Annotated in this window: 19 protein-coding genes; 1 reads left to right on the top strand and 18 read right to left on the bottom strand. The window is 50.0% G+C overall.

Translation table 11 applies throughout. The annotated features are described in order from the left end of the window. Positions 1-360: 360 nt before the first annotated feature. The 15 genes from rpsO to pdaA form a co-directional block, all read right to left on the bottom strand. Positions 361-630 (bottom strand): 30S ribosomal protein S15, encoded by a 270-nt coding sequence (rpsO, locus tag BUB67_RS10515; protein ID WP_073239387.1) that lies wholly within the window; start codon positions 628-630, stop codon positions 361-363. Positions 631-718: 88 nt separating this feature from the next. Then, the gene (locus BUB67_RS10510; RefSeq protein ID WP_073239386.1) at positions 719-940 is read right to left on the bottom strand and encodes a hypothetical protein; all 222 of its coding nucleotides are present in this window, start codon (positions 938-940) and stop codon (positions 719-721) included. Between the two features lie 12 nt (positions 941-952). Next, on the bottom strand, positions 953-1,183 hold the full coding sequence (locus BUB67_RS10505) for a hypothetical protein (RefSeq protein WP_073239385.1): 231 nt from the start codon (positions 1,181-1,183) through the stop codon (positions 953-955). A 123-nt stretch (positions 1,184-1,306) separates the two neighbouring features. Then, positions 1,307-2,239, bottom strand: a complete 933-nt coding sequence (locus BUB67_RS10500) for a bifunctional riboflavin kinase/FAD synthetase (RefSeq protein ID WP_073239384.1) — start codon at positions 2,237-2,239, stop codon at positions 1,307-1,309. A 106-nt stretch (positions 2,240-2,345) separates the two neighbouring features. Beyond that, the gene (truB, locus tag BUB67_RS10495) at positions 2,346-3,278 is read right to left on the bottom strand and encodes a tRNA pseudouridine(55) synthase TruB (protein ID WP_073239383.1); all 933 of its coding nucleotides are present in this window, start codon (positions 3,276-3,278) and stop codon (positions 2,346-2,348) included. Next, positions 3,262-4,251 carry a DHH family phosphoesterase gene (locus tag BUB67_RS10490; RefSeq protein ID WP_073239382.1) on the bottom strand — a complete coding sequence of 330 codons (990 nt, stop codon included), beginning with the start codon at positions 4,249-4,251 and terminating at the stop codon, positions 3,262-3,264. Before BUB67_RS10490 ends, truB begins: the two co-directional genes overlap by 17 nt. Continuing rightward, positions 4,244-4,603 carry a 30S ribosome-binding factor RbfA gene (gene rbfA / locus BUB67_RS10485; protein WP_073239381.1) on the bottom strand — a complete coding sequence of 120 codons (360 nt, stop codon included), beginning with the start codon at positions 4,601-4,603 and terminating at the stop codon, positions 4,244-4,246. The genes BUB67_RS10490 and rbfA overlap by 8 nt, the downstream gene beginning before the upstream one ends. Positions 4,604-4,639: 36 nt before the next feature. Further along, positions 4,640-7,366 carry a translation initiation factor IF-2 gene (infB, locus tag BUB67_RS10480; protein ID WP_073239380.1) on the bottom strand — a complete coding sequence of 909 codons (2,727 nt, stop codon included), beginning with the start codon at positions 7,364-7,366 and terminating at the stop codon, positions 4,640-4,642. 40 nt (positions 7,367-7,406) lie between these two features. Continuing rightward, positions 7,407-7,718, bottom strand: a complete 312-nt coding sequence (locus BUB67_RS10475; protein WP_073239379.1) for a L7Ae/L30e/S12e/Gadd45 family ribosomal protein — start codon at positions 7,716-7,718, stop codon at positions 7,407-7,409. A 2-nt stretch (positions 7,719-7,720) separates the two neighbouring features. Beyond that, positions 7,721-7,987 (bottom strand): RNase P modulator RnpM, encoded by a 267-nt coding sequence (rnpM, locus tag BUB67_RS10470; protein WP_073239378.1) that lies wholly within the window; start codon positions 7,985-7,987, stop codon positions 7,721-7,723. A gap of 12 nt (positions 7,988-7,999) precedes the next feature. Then, positions 8,000-9,172, bottom strand: coding sequence for a transcription termination factor NusA (nusA, locus tag BUB67_RS10465; protein WP_073239377.1), 1,173 nt, complete (start codon positions 9,170-9,172; stop codon positions 8,000-8,002). Positions 9,173-9,195: 23 nt separating this feature from the next. Then, the gene (gene rimP, locus BUB67_RS10460) at positions 9,196-9,657 is read right to left on the bottom strand and encodes a ribosome maturation factor RimP (RefSeq protein ID WP_073239376.1); all 462 of its coding nucleotides are present in this window, start codon (positions 9,655-9,657) and stop codon (positions 9,196-9,198) included. A 240-nt stretch (positions 9,658-9,897) separates the two neighbouring features. Next, on the bottom strand, positions 9,898-10,203 hold the full coding sequence (locus BUB67_RS10455) for a LapA family protein (protein ID WP_073239375.1): 306 nt from the start codon (positions 10,201-10,203) through the stop codon (positions 9,898-9,900). Between the two features lie 88 nt (positions 10,204-10,291). Further along, positions 10,292-11,326: a CehA/McbA family metallohydrolase domain-containing protein gene (locus BUB67_RS10450; protein ID WP_073239374.1), complete on the bottom strand. Its 1,035-nt coding sequence runs from the start codon at positions 11,324-11,326 to the stop codon at positions 10,292-10,294. Between the two features lie 179 nt (positions 11,327-11,505). Then, positions 11,506-12,459 (bottom strand): delta-lactam-biosynthetic de-N-acetylase, encoded by a 954-nt coding sequence (gene pdaA, locus BUB67_RS10445; RefSeq protein WP_073239373.1) that lies wholly within the window; start codon positions 12,457-12,459, stop codon positions 11,506-11,508. Positions 12,460-12,632: 173 nt separating this feature from the next. On the opposite strand from pdaA, the gene BUB67_RS10440 reads away from it, so the two are divergent. Continuing rightward, on the top strand, positions 12,633-13,922 hold the full coding sequence (locus BUB67_RS10440; protein WP_073239372.1) for a hypothetical protein: 1,290 nt from the start codon (positions 12,633-12,635) through the stop codon (positions 13,920-13,922). A 58-nt stretch (positions 13,923-13,980) separates the two neighbouring features. On the opposite strand, the gene BUB67_RS10435 is transcribed toward BUB67_RS10440, so the two are convergent. The 3 genes from BUB67_RS10435 to BUB67_RS10425 form a co-directional block, all read right to left on the bottom strand. Beyond that, complete coding sequence (locus BUB67_RS10435; protein ID WP_073239371.1) at positions 13,981-18,249, bottom strand: PolC-type DNA polymerase III; 4,269 nt, start codon at positions 18,247-18,249, stop codon at positions 13,981-13,983. Between the two features lie 114 nt (positions 18,250-18,363). After that, entirely contained in the window at positions 18,364-19,530 is a 1,167-nt protein-coding gene (locus BUB67_RS10430; RefSeq protein WP_073239370.1) for an MGDG synthase family glycosyltransferase, read from the bottom strand. Between the two features lie 8 nt (positions 19,531-19,538). Continuing rightward, positions 19,539-21,248 (bottom strand): proline--tRNA ligase, encoded by a 1,710-nt coding sequence (locus BUB67_RS10425; RefSeq protein ID WP_073239369.1) that lies wholly within the window; start codon positions 21,246-21,248, stop codon positions 19,539-19,541. Positions 21,249-21,323: the final 75 nt, after the last annotated feature.

Genomic DNA, 21,323 nt, shown 5'->3' with positions numbered 1-21,323 from the left:
GGGGCGTCGTTGACCGCCGTAAATATAGTGTTGATATGCCGTCTCCTGGGCTGCTGTCAATTTTGGCCAAACTTCCTGGCCATGAAAGATCTCACTCCTTAATTCAATATTTTCCCAGCAATTTCCTCCTGAAATCACTTTTCATGACGGTGATCCAGTCCTTGCTTTTATACATTAACGCACTAGCGTTGCATAAAACTTTCGACCTGGTTCCTGCCTTATTGATTTAAAACCGATTTCAGTACCAAACTGATGGACTATATCGGAAAACGATTTCAGATGTTGACATTTTTGAAAGTTATTTATGCAACGCTAGTGAAACTAAATATAAAACAAAAGTGGGCCAATAGCCCACTTTTACTACTTGCGCAGACCCAGTTTTTCCAAAATCGCACGGTACCGGTCAAAATCACGGTCCCGCAGGTAATTGAGCAGGGCACGACGCTGGCCAACCATTTTTAACAGGCCACGACGAGAATGGTGGTCCTTTTTAAAGGACTTCAGGTGCTCGGTTAATTGGTTGATACGTTCGGTCAGAAGAGCGATTTGCACTTCAGGAGAACCGGTATCAGTTTCATGGGTTCTAAATGCTTGAATAATTTCATTCTTTTTTTCTGCAGACAGTGCCACGTTGTTCACCTCCTTGTTTCGATAATCCCTGTTATCCAAGACAACCGTCGGAGTGAACGAATTCCCTAGATAACAGTTCCTGGGAATATTACTTCCCAATTATGGTAATCACCAAACGACCGTTTTCAATATCTTTGGCCACGATATCGAACATTCGGCCTGATTTGGTGAAAAACCCCCTAAATCTGGTAGCTGTTGGTATGCGACCCGGAATCCCTCTGGCTGCAGCGATGATATCCGCAGTGGTAATTTTATTCTGCCGCAGATCCCTTAGCCTTTTGCGGGCGTGCTCGGTGATGATGATCCGCATACACCGCTCCGCTTAGCAGCTACGAAATTGACTGACCCGGTATTCATCCTCTTCCTGGACCAAAAAGGCATAAAGGGCATCCTGGAAGGCTGTAATCCGTACATTATCCATATTGGACTTAATATAGAGAGATTCCAATTCACGCTTGAGGGATTGAAACTCTTCGCTCACACAAATTAATGCGATGTGATTAAGCCAGCGTTTAACCTCCTCTTCAGGAGTATCATACTTTGGATACCCCACGGACAACGTCTCCTTTCATCAAGATCTCGGGACGTATGCCGCAATTATTGTAGCATAACTGCTGCCGTAAGTAAATGTTAGGTAATATTAAATATATTAGGGGTACCCGCCAATTATTCAATTTTACTCCGGGTGGTCAAATCTGGCACTTTGCACATCCGCCTGGATCTGATTGACCAAATCAGTGACAGAAGAAAACTTTCTTTCGTCCCTCAGCCTGCGAATATATTTAACCTTAATTTTCCTCCCGTATATATCACCATGGAAGTCCAGCAAATGGACCTCGATGTTGATTCGTTGATTATTGCCGTGGAAGGTGGGCTTGGTACCCACATTGGCTACGCCCAGGTAAGTTTCGTCGTCCAAATCCACATGGACACTGTAAACCCCTTTAGCCGGCACCATCATGCCCGCCGGGCAGTCGATATTGGCCGTGGGAAAACCCAGGGTATTCCCTCTGCGTTCTCCATAAACAACCGCCCCCTCGGTAAAGGGATAGTAGCCCAGCAGTTTTCTGGCAGCAACCACATCTCCCTCTGCCAGTTTGTGCCGAATTAAGGTGCTGCTGACCACCTGATTACCAACTTTGACCGGTGGAATAACGCTCAGGGTATAGCGGCATTCTTCCGCATATTTCCAAAGGGTCTCCGGGTTGCCACGACCCCTGTGGCCGAAGGAATAATTGTAGCCCACTACAATACCCTTGACATTTAATTGGTTTACAAGAATATCTTTAATAAAATCCTCCGGGCTCAGTTGAGCGAAGTCTAGGGTAAAGGGCAGTAAAATCAAGACATCAACACCCAATTCCGCCATCATCCGCCGCTTTGTATCCTGGTCAAGCAGCATGGGTGGCGCCAGTTCAGGTTTCAGTACCGTTAAAGGATGGGGGTAAAAGGTTAATACAGCTGCCGTTCCATTGGACCGGCGGGCAAGTGCCACTGCCTCCCCTATCAGCCTTTGATGGCCAAGATGCAGACCATCAAAATTTCCTAAGGCGACAATGATATTTGAATATCTGTCTTTGAGCCCGGTAAGGCTGTCGTATACTCGCAATTTCAATGACCCCCTGCCAGTCGCAACAATCCGCCCTTTATAATATAATACCTATCAACATTTTGGCAAACCAAAAAACCATGATGGAATTTTTAAAATATAAACATCAGGAAGCAAACACAACCTCCGGTTTATAAATCAGCCGTCCGGCTCCCTGCTGTTCGTCCTGAACCGCCTGGTAAATCCCTAAAAGCTGCCGGTTAACCTGTATCCGTACCAAATCACCGGGGGCAATTCCCCCGGACCTGGAACGAACACCCGAGGGATAAAGGGTGGCGCCGGAGGTTACGGATTTCTGAGCGCTGGGAAGAATCTCCACCACCGGTAAATGCTGTACCGCCTGTGACATGGGTATGACCGCTTCCGCACAGCGTTTTTCCCTGGCTAATATTGTCAACTGTTCCAGTGTAACAGCGCTGTCCAGGTCAAAGGGACCCACCCGGGAGCGCAGCAAAAAGGACATATAGGCGCCACACCCCAATGCCTTGCCAATATCCGAGCACAGGGTACGCACATATGTCCCCTTTGAACAAGTGACATCAAACAAAATACGGGGATGAGGTGTTTGCCAATGCCAGCTGTCAATGATCTTCAGGTGATAGATGGTCACCACCCGGGTGGGAACTGCCACGCTCTTACCTCGTCGCTCCAATTCATACAGGCGCTGCCCCTGTACTTTAATGGCCGAAGCCATCGGGGGGGTTTGTTCAATATTTCCCAAAAAGGAAGGAATAATTTCCCGAAACCGTTCAATGGTAATGCGGGAAGCATCCTGACAGGCCAGAATATCTCCAAAGGCATCCTGAGATGACGTGGTGATGCCCAGGGTGATCTCGCCCCGGTAGGTCTTGTCCCCCTCAGTCACGAACCTGGCCAATTTTGTGGCTTTACCCAGGCAAATGGGCAGCACCCCGGCGGCCCCGGGATCCAGGGTGCCGGTATGACCACACTTTTTACTGCCGGTAACCCTGCGTACAAAAGCAACCACATCATGGGACGTCATGCCAGGGGGTTTTAATATATTAAGAATGCCGTCCATGGGAATCCCCCCGAAAAAGTTCCTTTGCTTCCTTCAGGACCAGTTCCTTTACCTGTTCAAGCCGGCCCTCTATGGTACACCCCGAGGCCCGTACATGCCCCCCGCCCCCAAATTTTTTGGCTAAAAGATTGACATCCACCCGGTATTTTGATCGAAAACTCACTTTAACCCGCTGCTCATCCAATTCCCGGAAAACAATGGCCAGCTCAACCCCTTTAATTTTCCTGGGGTAATTAATGAGTCCCTCGATGTGCTGGTCACCGGCTCCCACGGATTTTATCTGCTCCCTGGAAATACTCATCCAGGCTATTTGACCGCAGTGGCTGACCGCCAGGGTCCCCAGGGCAACTTCCAACAACCTTAATGAAACCAGAGGCTGCTCGCCAAAGATTTGATTGGACAGGCGGGAAACCGGAATGCCGCACGCCAACAGCCTGGCCGTCCTGGCATGGGTTTCAGCAGTTGTATTTTCATAGCGAAAGGACCCCGTGTCGGTAACAATGGCTGTGTAGAGATTGATGGCCAGATCCAGGTTTAAAGGGACCTGTAATAAATCCAGGAGGTCCATAATAATTTCCCCGGTGGCGGCAGCTTCGGCCCGTACATAGTTGTAATGCCCGAAGGGTTGGTCATTGACATGATGATCAATGACCGCAACGGGCAACCCGTTGTTTACGAAAGCTTCCAGGGCTGAACCCAGACGCTCAGGCACCGAACAGTCCACCGCAACCAGTAAATCATAACGGCCTTCTGGCACTTTTCCAACAATCACAGTTTCCACACCGGGCAGAAAGTGATAAAGATCTGGTATGGGATCCGAACTGACAATGGTTACCTCTTTACCCAGCAACCGCAGGCCCAAACCCAACGCTAGGACCGAGCCCAGGCTGTCACCGTCAGGCATAACATGACCGCACAGCAGAGGCCGCCGGGCTTTTTTGATGGCCTCTGCCACTGCCATCAGGTTATTCATGGGGCGTGTTCTCCTGACGGTTGATCTCTTGGAGAATCTCCATGATGCGAGTCCCATGGTCTAAAGAGGTATCCAATTTAAAAATGATTTCCGGTGCATGCCGGATTTTGATTCTGCGGCCGATTTCTGAACGCATGTAGCCAGCACACTTCTGAAGTACGTTTAAGGTTTCCTTTCGCTGGTCTTCCGAACCCATAACACTGATAAAAACTTTTGCGTATGACAGGTCTCTGGTGACTTCCACCCCGGTGATGGTGACAAAACCTACCCTGGGGTCCTTGATGTCATTTCTGAGTATATCTGCTGTCTCTTTTTTAATAGCTTCAGCAATACGTTCCGGTCGGTGTGACATGCTACACACCTCCTGTATTTTTTGTCCTTAATAATTTTATGCAAGTTCTCTCTTAACGGCCTCTACCGTAAAGGCTTCGATGATATCTCCTTCCTGGATGTCGTTAAAATTCTCAATGGTGATACCACACTCATAGCCCTGTGCCACTTCTTTGACGTCATCTTTGAATCGTTTCAAGGAATCCAGTTTCCCTTCATGAATGACAATACCGTCACGAATCAGCCGGATTCCTGAATCCCTGGTAATCTTACCTTCGGTGACATAGCAGCCGGCAATGGTACCGATTTTGGAGGCCTTGAAGATCTTTCTAACCTCCACGTGCCCCAGAATGACCTCCTTATACTCAGGATCCAAAAGACCACTCATGGCTTTCTTAACGTCATCAATGACCTCATAAATGACACGGTAGAGGTGAATATCAATCTTTTCCGCCTCGGCTATTTTTCTGGCGTTGGCATCCGGGCGCACGTTAAATCCAATGACAATGGCATTGGAGGCAGAGGCCAGCATAATATCAGTTTCATTGATGGCGCCAACACCGCTGTGAATCAAGTTCACTTTAACCTCATCGGTGCTCAGCTTTTCCAGTGCCTGGGCCAGCGCCTCAATGGAACCCTGCACGTCGGCTTTTAGGATAATCGGCAGTTCTTTAATCTGACCTTCCTGGATGTGTTTAAATAAATCATCCAGCGAGATTTTGGCAGTTGCTTTGAGAATTTCTTCCCTCTTGCGCATTTGCCGTTTTTCCGCCACTTCTCTGGCCAGTTTTTCATCCTCCACAACCACCAGAATATCCCCGGCTTCCGGCACATCGGACAGCCCCAGGATTTCCACCGGTGTACTGGGACCGGCTTTTTTCACCCGGCGTCCCTTATCATCGATCATAGCCCTGACGCGTCCGTAGGCATGGCCCACAACAATAGTATCTCCCACATTCAAGGTGCCATTCTGGACCAGCACGGTGGCTACGGGTCCTCTGCCCTTATCCAGTTCAGCCTCTACAACGGTGCCTCGGGCACGGCGGTTGGGGTTGGCTTTTAACTCATTCACCTCGGCCACCAGCAAAATCATTTCCAGCAAGTTATCCAGACCCATGCGTGTTTTGGCTGATACAGGAACCGCAATAACATCGCCACCCCAGTCCTCTACCACCAGTTCATGCTGGGTAAGTTCCTGCTTTACCTTGTCGGGGTTGGCTTCCGGTTTATCCATTTTGTTAATGGCCACAATAATGGGAACATTGGCGGCCTTGGCGTGGTTGATGGCTTCCACCGTTTGGGGCATGACCCCGTCATCGGCGGCCACCACCAGAATGGCAATATCGGTAATTTGCGCGCCACGGGCCCGCATAGCTGTAAAAGCGGCGTGACCCGGAGTATCCACAAAGGTTATTTTCTTGCCGTTGTGCTCTACCTGATAAGCGCCGATATGCTGGGTAATCCCGCCGGCTTCACCGGCAGTCACATTGGTTTGCCGAATGGCATCCAGCAGGGAGGTCTTACCATGGTCAACGTGACCCATGATGGTCACCACCGGCGGACGGGGAACCAGCTGAGCAGGATCATCCTCCGGTTCAGCCATGATCAGAGCTTCTTTATCCACCGCCACTTTCAGTTCAGCCTCCACGCCAAATTCGCCGGCAATCAGGGCAGCGGTATCAAAGTCAATCTCCTGGTTGATGGTAGCCAGGACTCCCAAGTTCATCAGCTTCTTAATAACCTCTGCCGCGGTTTTCTTAAGTTTCTCAGCCAATTCCTGTACTGTAATGGTTTCACCGATTTGGATGGGTCGCTTATCCGGTATCGGCGGCGGAGCGGGCTGTTCCTGTTTCTTTTTGGCCTTTTGCTGGCGGTGTTTATTCAGTTTGGTGTTTTCTATGTTCTGGTCAGCCCATTTACCGTCTTTTTCATAATTTTTACGGCGGTCGCCCTTGGTTTTATCCGGCGCCTTGGTTGGTTTCGGCTGGGCAATCTGTTCCGGCGGTTTGGGAATGGTAGGATTGACATTGCGCGCGCCGCCTGATCTTCCTCCCTGGGACGGCTTACCGCCACCGGTGCGGTCTCTGCCTGCGCCGGCAGGTCGGTCTCCCTGGGGTGGTCTGGCGGTGCCGCCGGCACGCTCTGCCTGATTGGTACGATCTCCATGGGGGGGCCTGCCTTGTCCCCCGGCATTATGTTCCCCAAGGGCGCTTTTACCCTGGGGCTGGTTGGTGCGTTCACGCTGGTCGGGTCTTCCCTGGTGAACCTGCGGGGAGCGTTCTCCCTGGGGAGACCTGCCGCCCCCCTGCTGCCTCTGGGGCCGGTTACCGGCGCCGGCTGCATGAGGAGCCGGTTCCTTTATTTCTGTTTTGGCGGCATCCTTGCCGGGAGCGGTTTTCACTCCCCGGGCATCCTTTGGCGGACGCGGAGGGGCCTTTGGTTTATCCTCATATCTTCGATCGGGTGGGCGGTTGGGAACCCTGTCTACCAGTCCCGGTCCCTTGGTGTTGTCAGGTCTGAAAAATTGATCTCTTTCTTTTTTGCCTTCCATTCCTTGCCCCCTACCCCGTTCATGCGGATTTTGTTTGGTTACCGGCTCCGTTTTATTTTCCATATTGGGACTTTTCTTTTTGCCGTATTCCTTTAAGATCTTTTGGACATCACTATCTTCTAAGGCACTCATGTGCGACTTCACATTAATTCCCATTTCAACCAGTTTATTGATAAGATCTTTATTTTCTATGTTAAGCTCTTTGGCCAGTTCATGGACCCGTTTTTTTGCCATATATTCACCTCCATAAATTCAGCAACCGCAATCAAATCTTTTATTCCTCTCCCTTCTCCAGCAGGCGTCCTATGCCCCGGGCAAAATTTGCATCCAAAATCGCCACTGCGGCACGGGGGGATTTACCCAGGGCGGACCCCAATTCTTCCTTGGTAAAGGCCAGCACCGTAGGAATGTTCTTTGACTGACCCATACGGATATAGTCCTGCTTAATTCTCTCGGAAGTATTGGTGGCAATCACCAGCAGCTGTACGTTGCCCCTGGCGATATGTTGCCGTACAGCAAAATCTCCCGATACGGCCTTGCCAGCCCGCTGGCTTAAGCCCAACAGATGAAAAACAGGCCCATGCACTCCTATTTCACCATTCCCTGCTTAAGCGTCTCAATAATTTCCGGTGAGATGGAACATTCCAACGACCGCTCCAACCTTTTCCCTTTGATGGCCTTTTGCAGGCAGTCAGGATTAGGACAAATATAGGCTCCCCGGCCTGACTTTTTTCCGGTGGGATCAATTTCGACCGTTTCCTGGGGAGTTCGCACCACCCTTATTAGTTCCCGCTTGGGCTTCATTTCCTGACAACCGATACACATCCTGAGCGGAACTTTTTTGACCTTGGGCACTGCAAAACCTCCTTACTTCTCATCTTCCTCAAACACAGCACCTTCCGCAGGGTATTGACCGTAATCATCCAAATAGTCTTCTTCCAAATAACCTTCCGGGCTGTTCGGTCCGTCTTCCATATCTTCCATATTATTGTATTCCGGATAAAGTTCAGCCATCTGGGACTCACTCTTAATGTCAATTTTCCAGCCGGTCAGTTTGGCGGCCAAACGGGCATTTTGCCCCTCTTTCCCAATGGCCAGTGAGAGTTGGTAATCCGGTACAATCACCCTTGCCACCTTTTCATCCTCCCAAACTTCAACGGCAACAACCTTTGCCGGGCTGAGGGAAGATGCTACATATTTGGAGGGGTCTTGATTCCATTTGACAATATCAATCTTCTCTCCGTTCAACTCATTGACAATATTTTGTACCCGCATCCCCTTGGGCCCGACGCAGGCGCCCACCGGGTCAACATTTTCATCCTTTGAGTAAACCGCGATTTTAGAGCGGTAGCCCGCTTCCCGGGCGATGGACTTTAACTCAACCACGCCGTCTTGCAATTCCGGAACTTCCATTTCAAACAGCCGTTTCAGCAGCCCCGGGTGAGTACGGGAAACCAGAATTTGCGGACCTTTGGTGGTTTTACGCACCTCAACGATATAGGTTTTTAACCGGTCACCCTGACGGTATTCTTCATTGGGCATTTGTTCGGAGGGTGTCAAGATGGCCTCGGTTTTTCCCAATTCAATATATACGTTTTTATTTTCAATGCGCTGCACAACCCCGGTAAGAATGTCTCCTTCCCGGTTGGAAAATTCTTCGTATATAATGTTTCTTTCCGCTTCACGGATGCGCTGGACCACCACTTGCTTGGCGGTCTGGGCTGCGATCCGTCCAAAGTCCCGCGGCGTAACCTCGTTTTCCACCATATCTCCCAGATTATAACGAGGATCAAGTTTTCTTGCTTCCTCCAGAGAGATTTCTAACCGGTCGTCTTGAACCTCTTCCACCACCGTGCGCTGGGAATATACTTTAAAATCGCCGGTAGTCCTGTCGATATGAACCCTGGCATTTTGCAAAGAGCCGAAGTTCCGCTTATAGGCAGACAACAAAGCCGCTTCGATGGCTTCCAGAAGCACATCTACCGAAATACCCTTCTCTTTTTCCAGATCCTTTAATGCTTCTAAAAACTCACTATTCACTTTTTGCTCCTCCCGTTAAAAAATCAAAATTCCACTGCCAGGCGTGAAGCTGCAACTTGCTGATGGGGTAAAAGTATCTGCTTTCCTTTCACATCCAGTCGAATCCCTTCATTGGTGTAGTCCAACAATTTGCCGGTGAAGGATTTGGCTCCGTCAACGGGGGCAAAGGTGGTAATATGGACCAGATGCCCTTTAAAACGGTGGAAGTCTTCGGGTTTTTTCAGCGGTCGTTCCAACCCGGGTGAAGATACCTCTAAAAAATAGGCCTGGGGAATCGGATCCAATTCGTCCAGAATTGTGTCAATCTTTTCCGACACAGCCTGGCAATCATCCAGATCTACACCCCCAGGCTTATCAATGAAGACTCTCAGGTACCAGTTACCGCCTTCTTTGACATATTCAACGTCAACCAGTTCTAAGTTTGCTTCATCAATGGCGGGTCTAATGGCTTCTGTCACTTTTTCTACGATGGTACTTTTGGCCAAAGCAAATCCTCCTTACCGTTTTTGCCCAATGTAATACGAAAGAGTGGGAATGACCCACTCCTCTCCTAGCAAAAAAGATTGAAAGGTACAATAACAATCAAAAAGCATAATAAGTATATCATGGAAACTATTTCTTGACAAGGCCTCTGGTTTCAAGGTTTTTCTGCTTTTTTGGGGCAATTCTTTTTTACTATCGTATCTCTTTCCTATTAAATCTATGCACGGAAAATACAAAAAACCTTAGGATGGTTGGTTATTTTTCTCCTTACCGTGGCTCCCGGGTTTATATTTCAGCAACTCCTGTTCCAACAGCCTGGCATAGTCTTTCAGTTCATTCAATTGTTTGGATAATTGGTAGCGACGGGAAAAACCAAAGAAAAAGGCAATAATCATTCCCCCCAGGGCGGCTCCTAAAATGACCATCACCTGGGGAACGCCGGGAAGTTGCCAGAACAGGAACCGTATGGTGACCAACTCGGAATTCTGAATGGCAAAGGCGGCAACGGCCAGGGACGACAGGGTGGCCAGGGCAAAATAGAACTGCATTTCCATCACCTCCGGTTGGTTAATTCGATAACAAACAGCAAATCCCTCTAAAAAAAACAATTCCAGGGATTTTCCCTGATCCCTGGATTTACGAAGCCCTTACATAAATATGATTGGAAAAAATCCATGGACGAGGCCAAAATGTTCCTTTATAGACCTCCACCCTGTAAACACCGGGTCCCGGGTTGGGCAGCCGCACGAAGCGGGTGGTGCTCTGGGAAAACAGCCTGCCGTCTTTGATGATCCTTACATGGGCTTTCTCGGGTAATTCAATTTTAAAAACCATCCCCGGGCAGTGCTGGGCTTCCTCTCCCATATGCCAGCACCGGTGTTGATGTTGAAGATAAAAAGAAAATTGTTTCACCTTACCGGCAAAGTGGTTGACCAGGTAGCTGCGTCCTTTTTTAATGGCAGATAAAATCATCCTGCGGTCCTTCTGCAAATCGCCCTGCAGGGGTTCCCGTGTCAATACATGGGTACGCAGGGTCTTAAACTGGTGTAAATAACTGCTGACAATGGTGGGCAGCCAGTTAAACTGCCTGCCCCCGTGGGCATCCACGCCGGCGATGGCGGGGACCGGCCTCACGCTTCCCAACCGGTCCCACCGCAGCAGGGTTTCCGGATGAGGAGGCTTCAGCAGGGCCTTGGGAAAGAAAATGCTCTTTAAGAGTCCCTTTACGGTCTTAAAACTTCCCATCCACTGAGAAAAGAAGTTCCATATCTCCACCCCGAAGGGCATGTCCAAATCCCAGTTTTCCCAGTGCATCCGGCCGGGAAACAAGGGGTTTTCCTTTTGGTCGGGATGGGCCAGAAAACCAAAACCACCCTGCCTGTACACTTCCCCCACGTATTCCTCCGGCCTTAAATGCCTGCTGGGCACGGTTTCAATATCGTAACATAAAAAATGATTGCGCCTGGGGGTAACCTCCGACCCCACCAGCACCAGAACGCCGTGCATGTAGCATTCCCCTTCAAGATACAGGCCCTTGAGGGTATCATGGTCGTTGATTAAAACAAAATTAGCGCCGGATTTATAGGCTGCCCTGGCAATGCCCTTTAAATCCGCCGACCCGTCGGAGTATTTTGTATGAATATGCACAACGCCGGAATAGTTGTAGAGCATGGGACATACCTCAATCAGTCAGTTATGTAGGAAACACAATTATTTTACAGGAATTTTGCGAAGAAGTATAAAGGTAATATCTTGTATCTGTGCATAAAAAAGCCTGGCAAAGTGCCAGGTGTAAAGTGAAAGATTGGTTCCTACTCGGAAAAGCCTGGCACTGTGCCAGGCTTTTTTGGCTATCTAATTTCATCCAAACTTTTAAACTGATACCCCTTTTCTTTGCACTCTTTAATCAAATCCGCCAGCATATCTGCATTGGCCTTGTTGACGGCGTGTAGTAAAACCACCGCCCCGTTATGCAGCCGCTCCATGACGGTATTCTTATTTTGCTCCGGGCTGCCGGCGTCCGGGCGCCAGTCCACCAGGGCCACACTCCAAAAAACATTGCGATATCCCATCTCATGGGTTAATTTTAAGGTCCGTTCGCTGTATTCTCCCATGGGTGGGCGCAGGTACTTCATTTTAGCCCCGGTTAATTTCTCGAAGTCCTCACTGAGGGACTCAATTTCTTTTTGCACCGTAGCGTCACTTACCTGGGGTAAGCTGGGATGGTGATCGGTATGGTTCCCTACAATATGCCCTTCATGGACCATGCGTTTTACCAAGTCCGGGTGCCTGCGCAGGTAATCTCCGGTAATGAAGAAAGCTGCCTTGACATTGGTTTCCTTTAAGGCATCCAGAATTTTTGGCGTATATCCGTTTTCATACCCCTCATCAAAGGTGAGGTAGATATTCTTACCACTGGTATCCCCGTGATAAATGCCGTTATACTTTTCCAACAAAGCCCTTCCCCTGGGGTTTACCTCGGGCAGTTTATGCTGCTTGTTGGGTTTGTAATACCAGCCCATTTTTTCGTTAGCAGTGGTCTGTGCACCGGAACCGGCCTGGTTGTGGGAATTACTTTGGGTCTGCTCTTTTGCCGGAGAATTACTTTCTACCTTTTCTGCCCCCTGTTTGACCACTTTCTCTTGGGTTATCGGCGGTACTGCCGGTGATGGCATGGACTCTGTGGTAACGGACGGCGTTCGGGCCGCCTGTTCCTGAGTATTTTTACTGTACATCAGGGCCCCGGTGCCGATGGTCAAAGCGGCAGATAAAATGATAGCAGCGGCCATCTTGCCTTTTTTCATATGGATAAACCTCCCAAAGTTTTGCCTGCTTCTATTATTTCCTTTCTTTCGGAATATAGTCATATTCGACCATCATTGGAAATATATAACTTACGAAACCATTAATCATTTACTTAAAACAGGTTGATCCTTAACCTGGTGGACAAAACTAAAACATTTGGGGGAACCTTTGCATGATTGTCCAAATCAGTCGGACCCGTATCATTCAATACGCAATCATTTTCTTCATTACACTGGCCCTCTGGATCGCCATCGGATTTTTTGTCACCCAGCGTATTGAGGACAGTGTTGAAGGGGAAGTGATCGTTACCTTTAAATTTCTGGCGCCTATGAAACCTTTGGCTGCCCGGGACCTTGTTATAGAACGGGCGGACAACGGTCGGCCGGCCCCCTTTACCTACCATTGGATCACCGCCAGTACCCTGCAGGTTAAAATCCCGGAAAAAAGCTATCCCCGGGGACAGCGATACCATTACAAATTTAAGTCTGCCCCGGCCATGATATGGCCCTTTTATGTTTGGGCCTCCGGAGAATTTCAATCCCGGGTAAAACTAAGATTTGTAGGGATCGAAGCCAGCAACACCGTCCCCTCCCGGGGGCCGGTTATATTACAGTTTAACACCAATGTCAGCCCCCGGGAAATACATAATTATGTAAAGGGACCGGTACCGGGGAAACTGGAGCCTGTAAAGACCCATATAGAGGGAAAAGGTTCTGTCTTTGATTACAGCCGCTGGCTGTACTGGCCCGGCAAAAAGTTAAGAAACCTGCACCGGTATTCTATAGAGATTAAAAATGGCCTGCCCGGCGAAAGCGGTACTGTGCTGGAGGAATCCGTCAAGGCAAATTTTAAAACCACACCGGAGTTTTTAATTCAGCAGGTTTTTCCCAAACCCGGTTCGGACAGTGTATGGTTAACCCGGGACATCCTGATTGAGACCAATCAACAGCTAAAGTCCGGTACTCTTTCAATTAATGGGTTACCCGGCCGGGGCGAGATTAAAAACAACCAGATCAGATTTATTTCCCACCGGGTGCTAATGCCCGGAAAGACCTACAAAGTGAAGGTACATCTTATTTCCACCAGTAATGAAACCCTGGACTATGAGTATTCCTTTACCACCACCAACCTGGGGAACAGCAAATGGCTGGAATTAAAATTAGGCCCCTCGCCCACCCTGTGGCTGTTGGAAGGGAATAAAACCGTTAAAAAGATGGAGATCGCTTTAAAGTCCGATCAACTTCCGGTAGGAACCCTCTACGAGCAAAGCCGTCAAAGGGGAACACCGGGCTGGATGCGGCTCAATGCCGATATCCTGCTGCACAGCCTGCCGGAAAGCATGTCCGATAATCACCAGGCCCTGGGCCTCCCGAAAACCTACAGTTGCGTTTACCTTAAGGAAGAGGACCTGGAACTGCTTATAAACACGCTTCCCCAGGGATTTATGCTAATATGCCATTAGTGAAGGTACAAAAAGAGACCCTGCATCTGCAAACAGCAGGGTCCTTTTACTTTGGAGATTAAAACAGGGCCATTTGATCGGATGCCTGCAGATTGGCCAGGCAGCCATGGTTTTGTAACACCTCAATGACGGTTTTCGAGACTTTAGCCCGGTTCCGCAGGTCATCGATAGAAGTAAAGGGGGCTTCCTCCCTGGCGGCCACGATGTTTTGGGCTGCGGCGGCGCCTACGCCCTGCAGTCCGGCAAAGGGGGAAAGCAGTCCTTCGGGGGTAATGATAAATTTAGTGGCATCGGATTTTTCCAAATTTACAGGCAGCAATTTAATCCCCCGGCAGTTGGCCTCCAGGACCACTTCCAAAATGGTGAGCATGTTCTTTTCTTTCTGGGAGGCACCGTTTCCCTTCTCTTCAATTTCTTCAATCACCTGCCGGATTTTCTTGGGGCCCTGGACCATCAGTTCCGCATCAAAGTCATCGGCCCGCACCGTAAAGTATGCGGCGTAGAAGGCCTCCGGGTGGTAAACCTTAAACCAGGCGATGCGGAAGGCCATCATGACATAGGCCGTGGCATGGGCCTTGGGGAACATGTATTTAATTTTTCGGCATGACTCAATATACCATTCCGGCACCCCGTGGGCCCGCATGGCCTCGGCGTCTTCCTCCTTAACGCCCTTTCCTTTACGCACGCCCTCCATGATTTTAAAGGCCTGTTTGGGCGGCAGCCCTTTATAAATTAAGTAAACCATGATATCATCCCGGGCCGAAATGGCTTCTGACAGTTTGCAGGTGCCGGCCCGGATTAAGTCCTGGGCGTTGTTTAACCAAACATCGGTACCGTGCGAAAAGCCGGATATGCGGACCAGTTCGGAGAAAGTCCTGGGCTTGGTATCCACCAGCATCTGGCGCACAAATTTGGTGCCAAATTCCGGAATGGCATAGGTCCCCACCTGGGAGCGGATCTCTTCCGGCGTCACCCCCAGAGCTTCGGTGGAAGAAAACAAACTCATGGTTTTTGGATCATCCAGGGAAATTTCCCTGGCATTGACCCCGGTTAAATCCTCCAGCATACGGATGACCGTAGGGTCGTCGTGTCCCAGAATATCCAGTTTCACCAGACTGTCGTGAATGGAATGGTAATCAAAGTGGGTGGTAGTGATATCGGAATTAACATCATCGGCCGGCCGCTGTACCGGGGTAAACATGTGCACGTCCAGGTTGTTGGGTACTACCATCAATCCGCCGGGGTGCTGACCGGTGGTTCTTTTCACACCGGCACAGCCCAAAACCAACCTCTTTAATTCGGCATTTCGCTTTTTGATATTTCTTTCCTCAAAATAATTTTTCACAAAACCAAAGGCCGTTTTTTCCGCAATGGTGCCGATGGTACCGGCCCGAAACACGAAATCCTTGCCAAACAGTTCTTCGGTGTATTTATGGGCCCGGGGTTGGTATTCCCCGGAGAAATTCAAATCAATATCCGGAACCTTGTCCCCGTCAAAACCTAGAAACACCTCAAAGGGAATATCATGGCCATCCTTCAGATAGGCAGTCCCGCAGCGAGGGCATGTTTTGTCCGGCATGTCCGCACCGCAGCCGGCGGAACCGTCGGTGATAAATTCGCTGTAGCGGCAGTTGGGGCACCGGTAATGGGGCGGCAGCGGATTTACTTCTGTGATGTTAGTAAGGGTTGCCACCAGGGAGGAACCCACCGAACCCCGGGAGCCCACCAGGTACCCGTCGTCCAGAGACTTTTTCACCAGTTTATGGGCAATTAGATATAGCACCGCAAAGCCGTTGCCGATAATAGACTTTAGCTCCTTATCCACCCTTTGCTGTACCACTTCTGGTAGCGGGTCCCCGTACAGTTCCCTGGCCCTCTGTAAAGTCATATCGGTAATTTGCTGTTCCGCCCCTTCGATATGGGGGGGATGCAGAGTATCCGGGATGGGTTTAAAGGATTTAACCAGGGAAGCGATCTGCCGGGGATTTTTAATAACAACCCGGTAAGCGGTTTCTTCTCCCAGGTAGGAAAACTCTGCCAGCATTTCGTCAGTTGTTTTAAAGTATAGGGGAGCCTGGTTGTCGGCATCCTCAAAGCCTTTACCGGCCATGAGGATTCTGCGGTAAATTTCATCCTCCGGGTTCAGGAAGTGCACGTCTCCGGTGGCCACCACCGGAATGCCCAGCCTGTCACCCAGATTGACGATTTTACGGTTGAGTTCTTTTAAATCCTCCAGAGAATTGACCTGACCGGAGCGTACCATAAATTCATTATTACCAAGGGGCTGTATTTCCAGATAGTCATAAAAGGAAGCAATCTCTTCCAATTCCTCCTGTGAAGCCCCGGCCAGCAGGGCCTGGTAAAGTTCCCCGGCCTCGCAGGCGGAACCAACCAGCAGTCCTTCCCTGTGTTTGATCAGTTCCTGCCTGGGGATTCTCGGCTGGCGATGGAAATATTCCAGGTGAGACAAAGTGATGAGCCGGTATAGATTCTGCAAACCCACCTCATCTTTGACCAGGATGGTCACGTGCTTGGATTTGAGCTTATCTTGATTGACACCCTTGCCCATCTCACTGAGGCCCTTTAAGTCTTCGATCCCTTGTTCAAGGACTTTTTTCAGCAAGACCTGCCATAGTTTGCCGGTGGCCGCCGCATCATCCACCGCCCGGTGGTGATTGGCCAGTTCAATTTTAAATTCCTTAACCAGGGTATCCAGCTTGTGGTTTTTAAGGTGCGGCAGTATCACCCGGGCTACGCCTAGGGTATCGATAACCTGGTTTTTTATCTCTTGCTGCAAGTGCTTGCGAAAACCCATTTTGAGAAATCCCACATCAAAGGACGCATTATGCGCCACCAGCACGGCGTCCCCGATAAAATCCCGCAAAGCAGCCAGGGCTTGTTGACCTGCCGGGGCTTCCCTGACCATCTCAGGCGTAATTCCAGTCAACTTGGTAACTTCAAAAGGAATCTCTTTCTCGGGCTTTACCAGGGTCCCGTAACGATCAATCTCTTCCCCGTTTCTGTACTTCACAGCGCCAATTTCGATAATCTCATCGGTTCGGGGGGAAAAACCGGTGGTTTCAAAGTCCAGCACAACGTATTCTAAATCCCTTAACAAACCGTTATCTTTGAAATTTAATACGGTGGCAACTCCATCATCAATGAGGTAACCTTCAACGCCGTAGATCAAATTGATGCCCGCTTTTTTGGCCGCCGCATAGGCTTCCGGAAAGGCCTGCACAACCCCGTGGTCGGTAATGGCCACGGCCGGGTGACCCCAGGCCGCCGCTAGTTTTATTACATCCGCAGCGCTGCACACGCTGTCCATGGCGCTCATTTTGGTGTGTAAATGAAGCTCTACCCTTTTTTCCTGGGCCATGTCTTCCCGGGCAGTCGCCCTGGCCAGGTTGATATCATTGGCCATCACAGTCAGTTCTTGGGAAAATTTATCATACTGGACCGGCCCCCGAACCATCACCCATTGCCCGTCTTTCAAGCGCTGGGGGGTGGCCGTATCATCTTCGTCCAGGAATTTTTTTACTTCAATGGAATCCGTATAGTCGGTTATGTTAAAGGTTAAGATTTGTCTGCCTGATTTCAACTGTTTTATATCCAGATCAAAGACCTTGCCCCTAAGTACAACCGTCCGTTCTTCTTCCTGAACTTCTTTAATGGGCTTGGGATCTCCTTTGATCAACCTCCCGATAATAATATTCTCATCGCCGGAGGTATTGGAGGAACCCGCGTTCTTTTCTCTCTGTACCGGAGCCTGTTCAACAGCCAGTTTTTCCCACAGGGCCCGCTCCAGTTGATCTTGCATTTCACACCAGGAGGGTCCCGGGTCAGCCTCCTGCTGCACCTTTAAATTGATGTTATAGTCAAGGCCGAAATTGGATTTGATGCAGTTCTGTAAAAACAAATCGCAATCCCTGCCCTTTAACAGTTCCAAACTCACTTCGTCCGGCAGGTAAAGGGTCAAACAGTCCTCTTCACAAACCCACCGGGTATTGTTTAACCAACCCCGCACCACCGGAAACCTGTGCATCAGCTCCGCCTTAAGAAATTCCACATCCGGCTGCCCAAAGGAGGTCTCCGGCGGTTGAACGGCAATCTCTAATAAAACCGGCCCCGGTGTCAGGGCAGCCAGGGCCGACTTGAGTTTTATGATTTCCTCACTGGTTAGTTGTTGATCAAGTTTTAATTGTAATTTCCACTGCCTTCTGGCTACATTAACAACAACGCGAACCACCTGGGCATGTTTGAATATTTCTTGCAAATCATTATTGTATTTCTGTTTATCCAGCACATTGATTAACGAAACCGCCAAGTTTAAACCCTCCAAAGTAAAGGCCTGGCGCCAAATCGCGACAACCCAGGTCGCCTGCAAAAAACAGGTTACGAGTTGCAATATCCCGCAGTTCCGGAGATGGGGTGAAAATGTTTAATTGATAGAATGCAACGATTGGCTGTTCTTCTTAACCAGCTCTTCAATTGCCGAAACTGCGGCGGCGGCGGATTTGGGGCGTCCGATGGCTCTGGCCGCTTCGGTCATAGATTTTTGCAGAGACGGGTTGTTCAGATAGTTTTTTACTTGCTGAATAAGATCCTTGTAACCCCTTACCAGCCTGGCCGCCCCCATGCCTTCCAGGAACTCTGCGTTTCGTTCCTCCTGTCCGGGAATGGGATCGGTGATAAACATGGGGAGGCCGCTGGCCATGGCTTCCGAAGAAGTGAGCCCGCCGGCCTTGCCCACCATCAGATCGCAGGCAGCCATCAGATCGTGAATGTTGTGAATATACCCCCATACCTTGACCCTGCCGGGCAAACCGGGCAACATTTTAAGCAATTTGGTCCTTAAGGCCTCGTTGCGCCCGCAGACAACCACCAATTGACAGGGCAGCCCGGCAGAAGCCAGTTCTTTTACCACTTCACCCAGGGGCCCCATGCCTAAGCCGCCCCCCATAATCAGGATGGCCGGCAGTTCGGAAGCCAGGTTCCATTGTTGGCGCAGCAAATGCCGGTCTTTGGGAACAGCAAAGCGGGGATCAATGGGTATGCCGGTGGCCTTGATTCTGACCGCTTCTATACCATGGTCCACAAAGGACTTTACCAGCGGTTCGGCAGCCACCAAATAACAATCCACATCATGAAACAACCAGAAGGGATGCACCGTAAAGTCGGTAATGGCCGCAATCATGGGCATCGGGCATTTTCCCTTGGCCCGCAAATGGGTTAAGATGCCCAAGGGAAAGGGATGGGTGCAGACGATGGCCTGGGGCTGCATCTGCTCAATGAAAGAAATTAGCTTTGGCGCTGCCAGCCGGTTGAGAATGCGGTTAAATTCCTGCTTGGCAAAGCCGGAAAAGGGTTTTTCCTTTTCCGCCTGCCTGTACAAATACCCGTAAATGACCGGGGACATCTTGATAATTTCCATATAGGTTCCCAGTACCACTTTTTCAATGAGAGGACTGGCGTAGCGGAAGGTATCAAGAATAATCACCTCGGCATCAGGGTTTCGCTGCAGAATTTCTTCCTTGATGGCCGCCGCTGCCCTCATATGGCCGTCTCCGGCGGAGACCGACAATACCAGAACTTTCTTTAATATCATAAGAACTCCTACAGGGTTGGTAATATTTCTCGCACCTTTGCCACCGCTTCGGAAAGGGGGATCAAATCCGTTTGACCGGAACGGCGCCGGCGAACCTCCACCAAGCCTTCCTGCACGGCCTTATTCCCCACCACAACTCTAAGGGGGTAACCCACTAAATCAGCATCCTTAAATTTAACACCGGGTCGCTCGGGACGGTCATCCAGTACAGCTTCCACCCCTGCCTGGTTAAGCTCCCGGTACAGGGTTTCAGCCAGATTCATCTGGGCTTCATCCTTGGCGGACACCGGAATCACCACCACATGGTAGGGGGCAATGCTGGCAGGCCAAATAATGCCGTCTTGATCGTGGTTCTGTTCAATGGCCGCAGCCATGGTTCGGGTGACCCCGATACCGTAGCAACCCATCACAATGGGCTGTTCCTTACCGTTTTCATCCAGGAAGGTTGCTCCCAGGACTTTACTATACTTGGTTCCTAACTTGAAGATCTGACCCACTTCGATTCCCCGGGCCTCCTGCAGCCGGGCGCCGCACTTGGGACAAGGTTCTCCAGCCTTAACGATGCGGATATCTTCCACCATGTCCGGCTTAAAGTCCCGACCCGGATGAACATTCATCAGGTGAGCATCTTGTTTGTTGGCCCCGGCTACCGCATTGGCAAGGGCCATGACCTCCGGGTCCGCCACAATGCGTATGTTCTTTAAACCAACAGGACCCACATAACCGGTGGGCGCGCCGGTGGCTTGCCGGACGGTTTCTTCGTCGGCCAGTTCAAGGTTGATTGCATTAAGGGCATTCAGCAGTTTCACTTCGTTGACATCCCGATCGCCGCGCACCAGCGCTGCCACAATTTCCTGATCGGTTTTATAAATCATGGTTTTAATGATGTGACAGGGTTCCATCTGCAAAAAGGCCGCCGCTTCCTCGGCAGATTTTTTGCCGGGAGTACTGACTTCCTGCAGTTCCAAGGGCTGCATACCGGGGTCAAGCCCGGCTGCCGGGAGGGTTATGGCCTTTTCCACGTTGGCTGCGTAATCACAAGCGGTACAATAAAGAATGGCTGCTTCTCCGGATTCCGCCAGCACCATAAATTCATGGGTGGTGCTGCCGCCAATGGCCCCGGAGTCGGCTTCCACCGGGCGGCATGTCAGCCCGCAGCGCCTAAAGACATTGGTGTAAGCCTCGTGCATTTTGCGATAACTGATATCCAAACCCGCCTCATCCTGGTCAAAGGAGTAGAGGTCCTTCATAATAAATTCCCTGCCCCGCATGAGACCAAACCGGGGACGTCGCTCGTCCCGGTATTTATTGGTGATATGGTACAGCAGTAAGGGTAATTGTTTGTAAGAACGAACCTCATTTCGTACGGTAACTGTAATAACCTCTTCATGGGTTGGCGCCAGGCAAAAATCCCGGTGATGGCGATCTTTTAAACGGAACAACTCCGGTCCATAAACATGCCAGCGACCGGATTCCAGCCATAATTCAGCCGGTTGGATAATGGGCATTAACATTTCCTGCCCACCCTGCCTGTCCATCTCTTCTCTGATAATTTGCATGATTTTCTTGAGTACCCGCTGGGCCAGGGGTAAATATGTATAAATGCCGGAAGCTGTCTTCCGAATAAAACCGGCCCGCAGTAATAGCTGGTGACTGACCACTTCTGCTTCAGCCGGTACCTCTCGTAGTGTTGGCAGTAACATTTGACTAACGCGCATATGGTGATCCTCCTGGTATTGGCTTTTGGCTATTGGCCTTTGGCTTTTAGTTATCGTAATTATACGGGTTACCTT

It is taken from the genome of Desulforamulus putei DSM 12395 (genome assembly GCF_900129195.1).
GTDB lineage: Bacteria > Bacillota > Desulfotomaculia > Desulfotomaculales > Desulfotomaculaceae > Desulfotomaculum > Desulfotomaculum putei.
The sequence above is the reverse complement of the archived record's forward strand: the minus strand, read 5'-3'. Positions and strand labels throughout refer to the sequence as shown.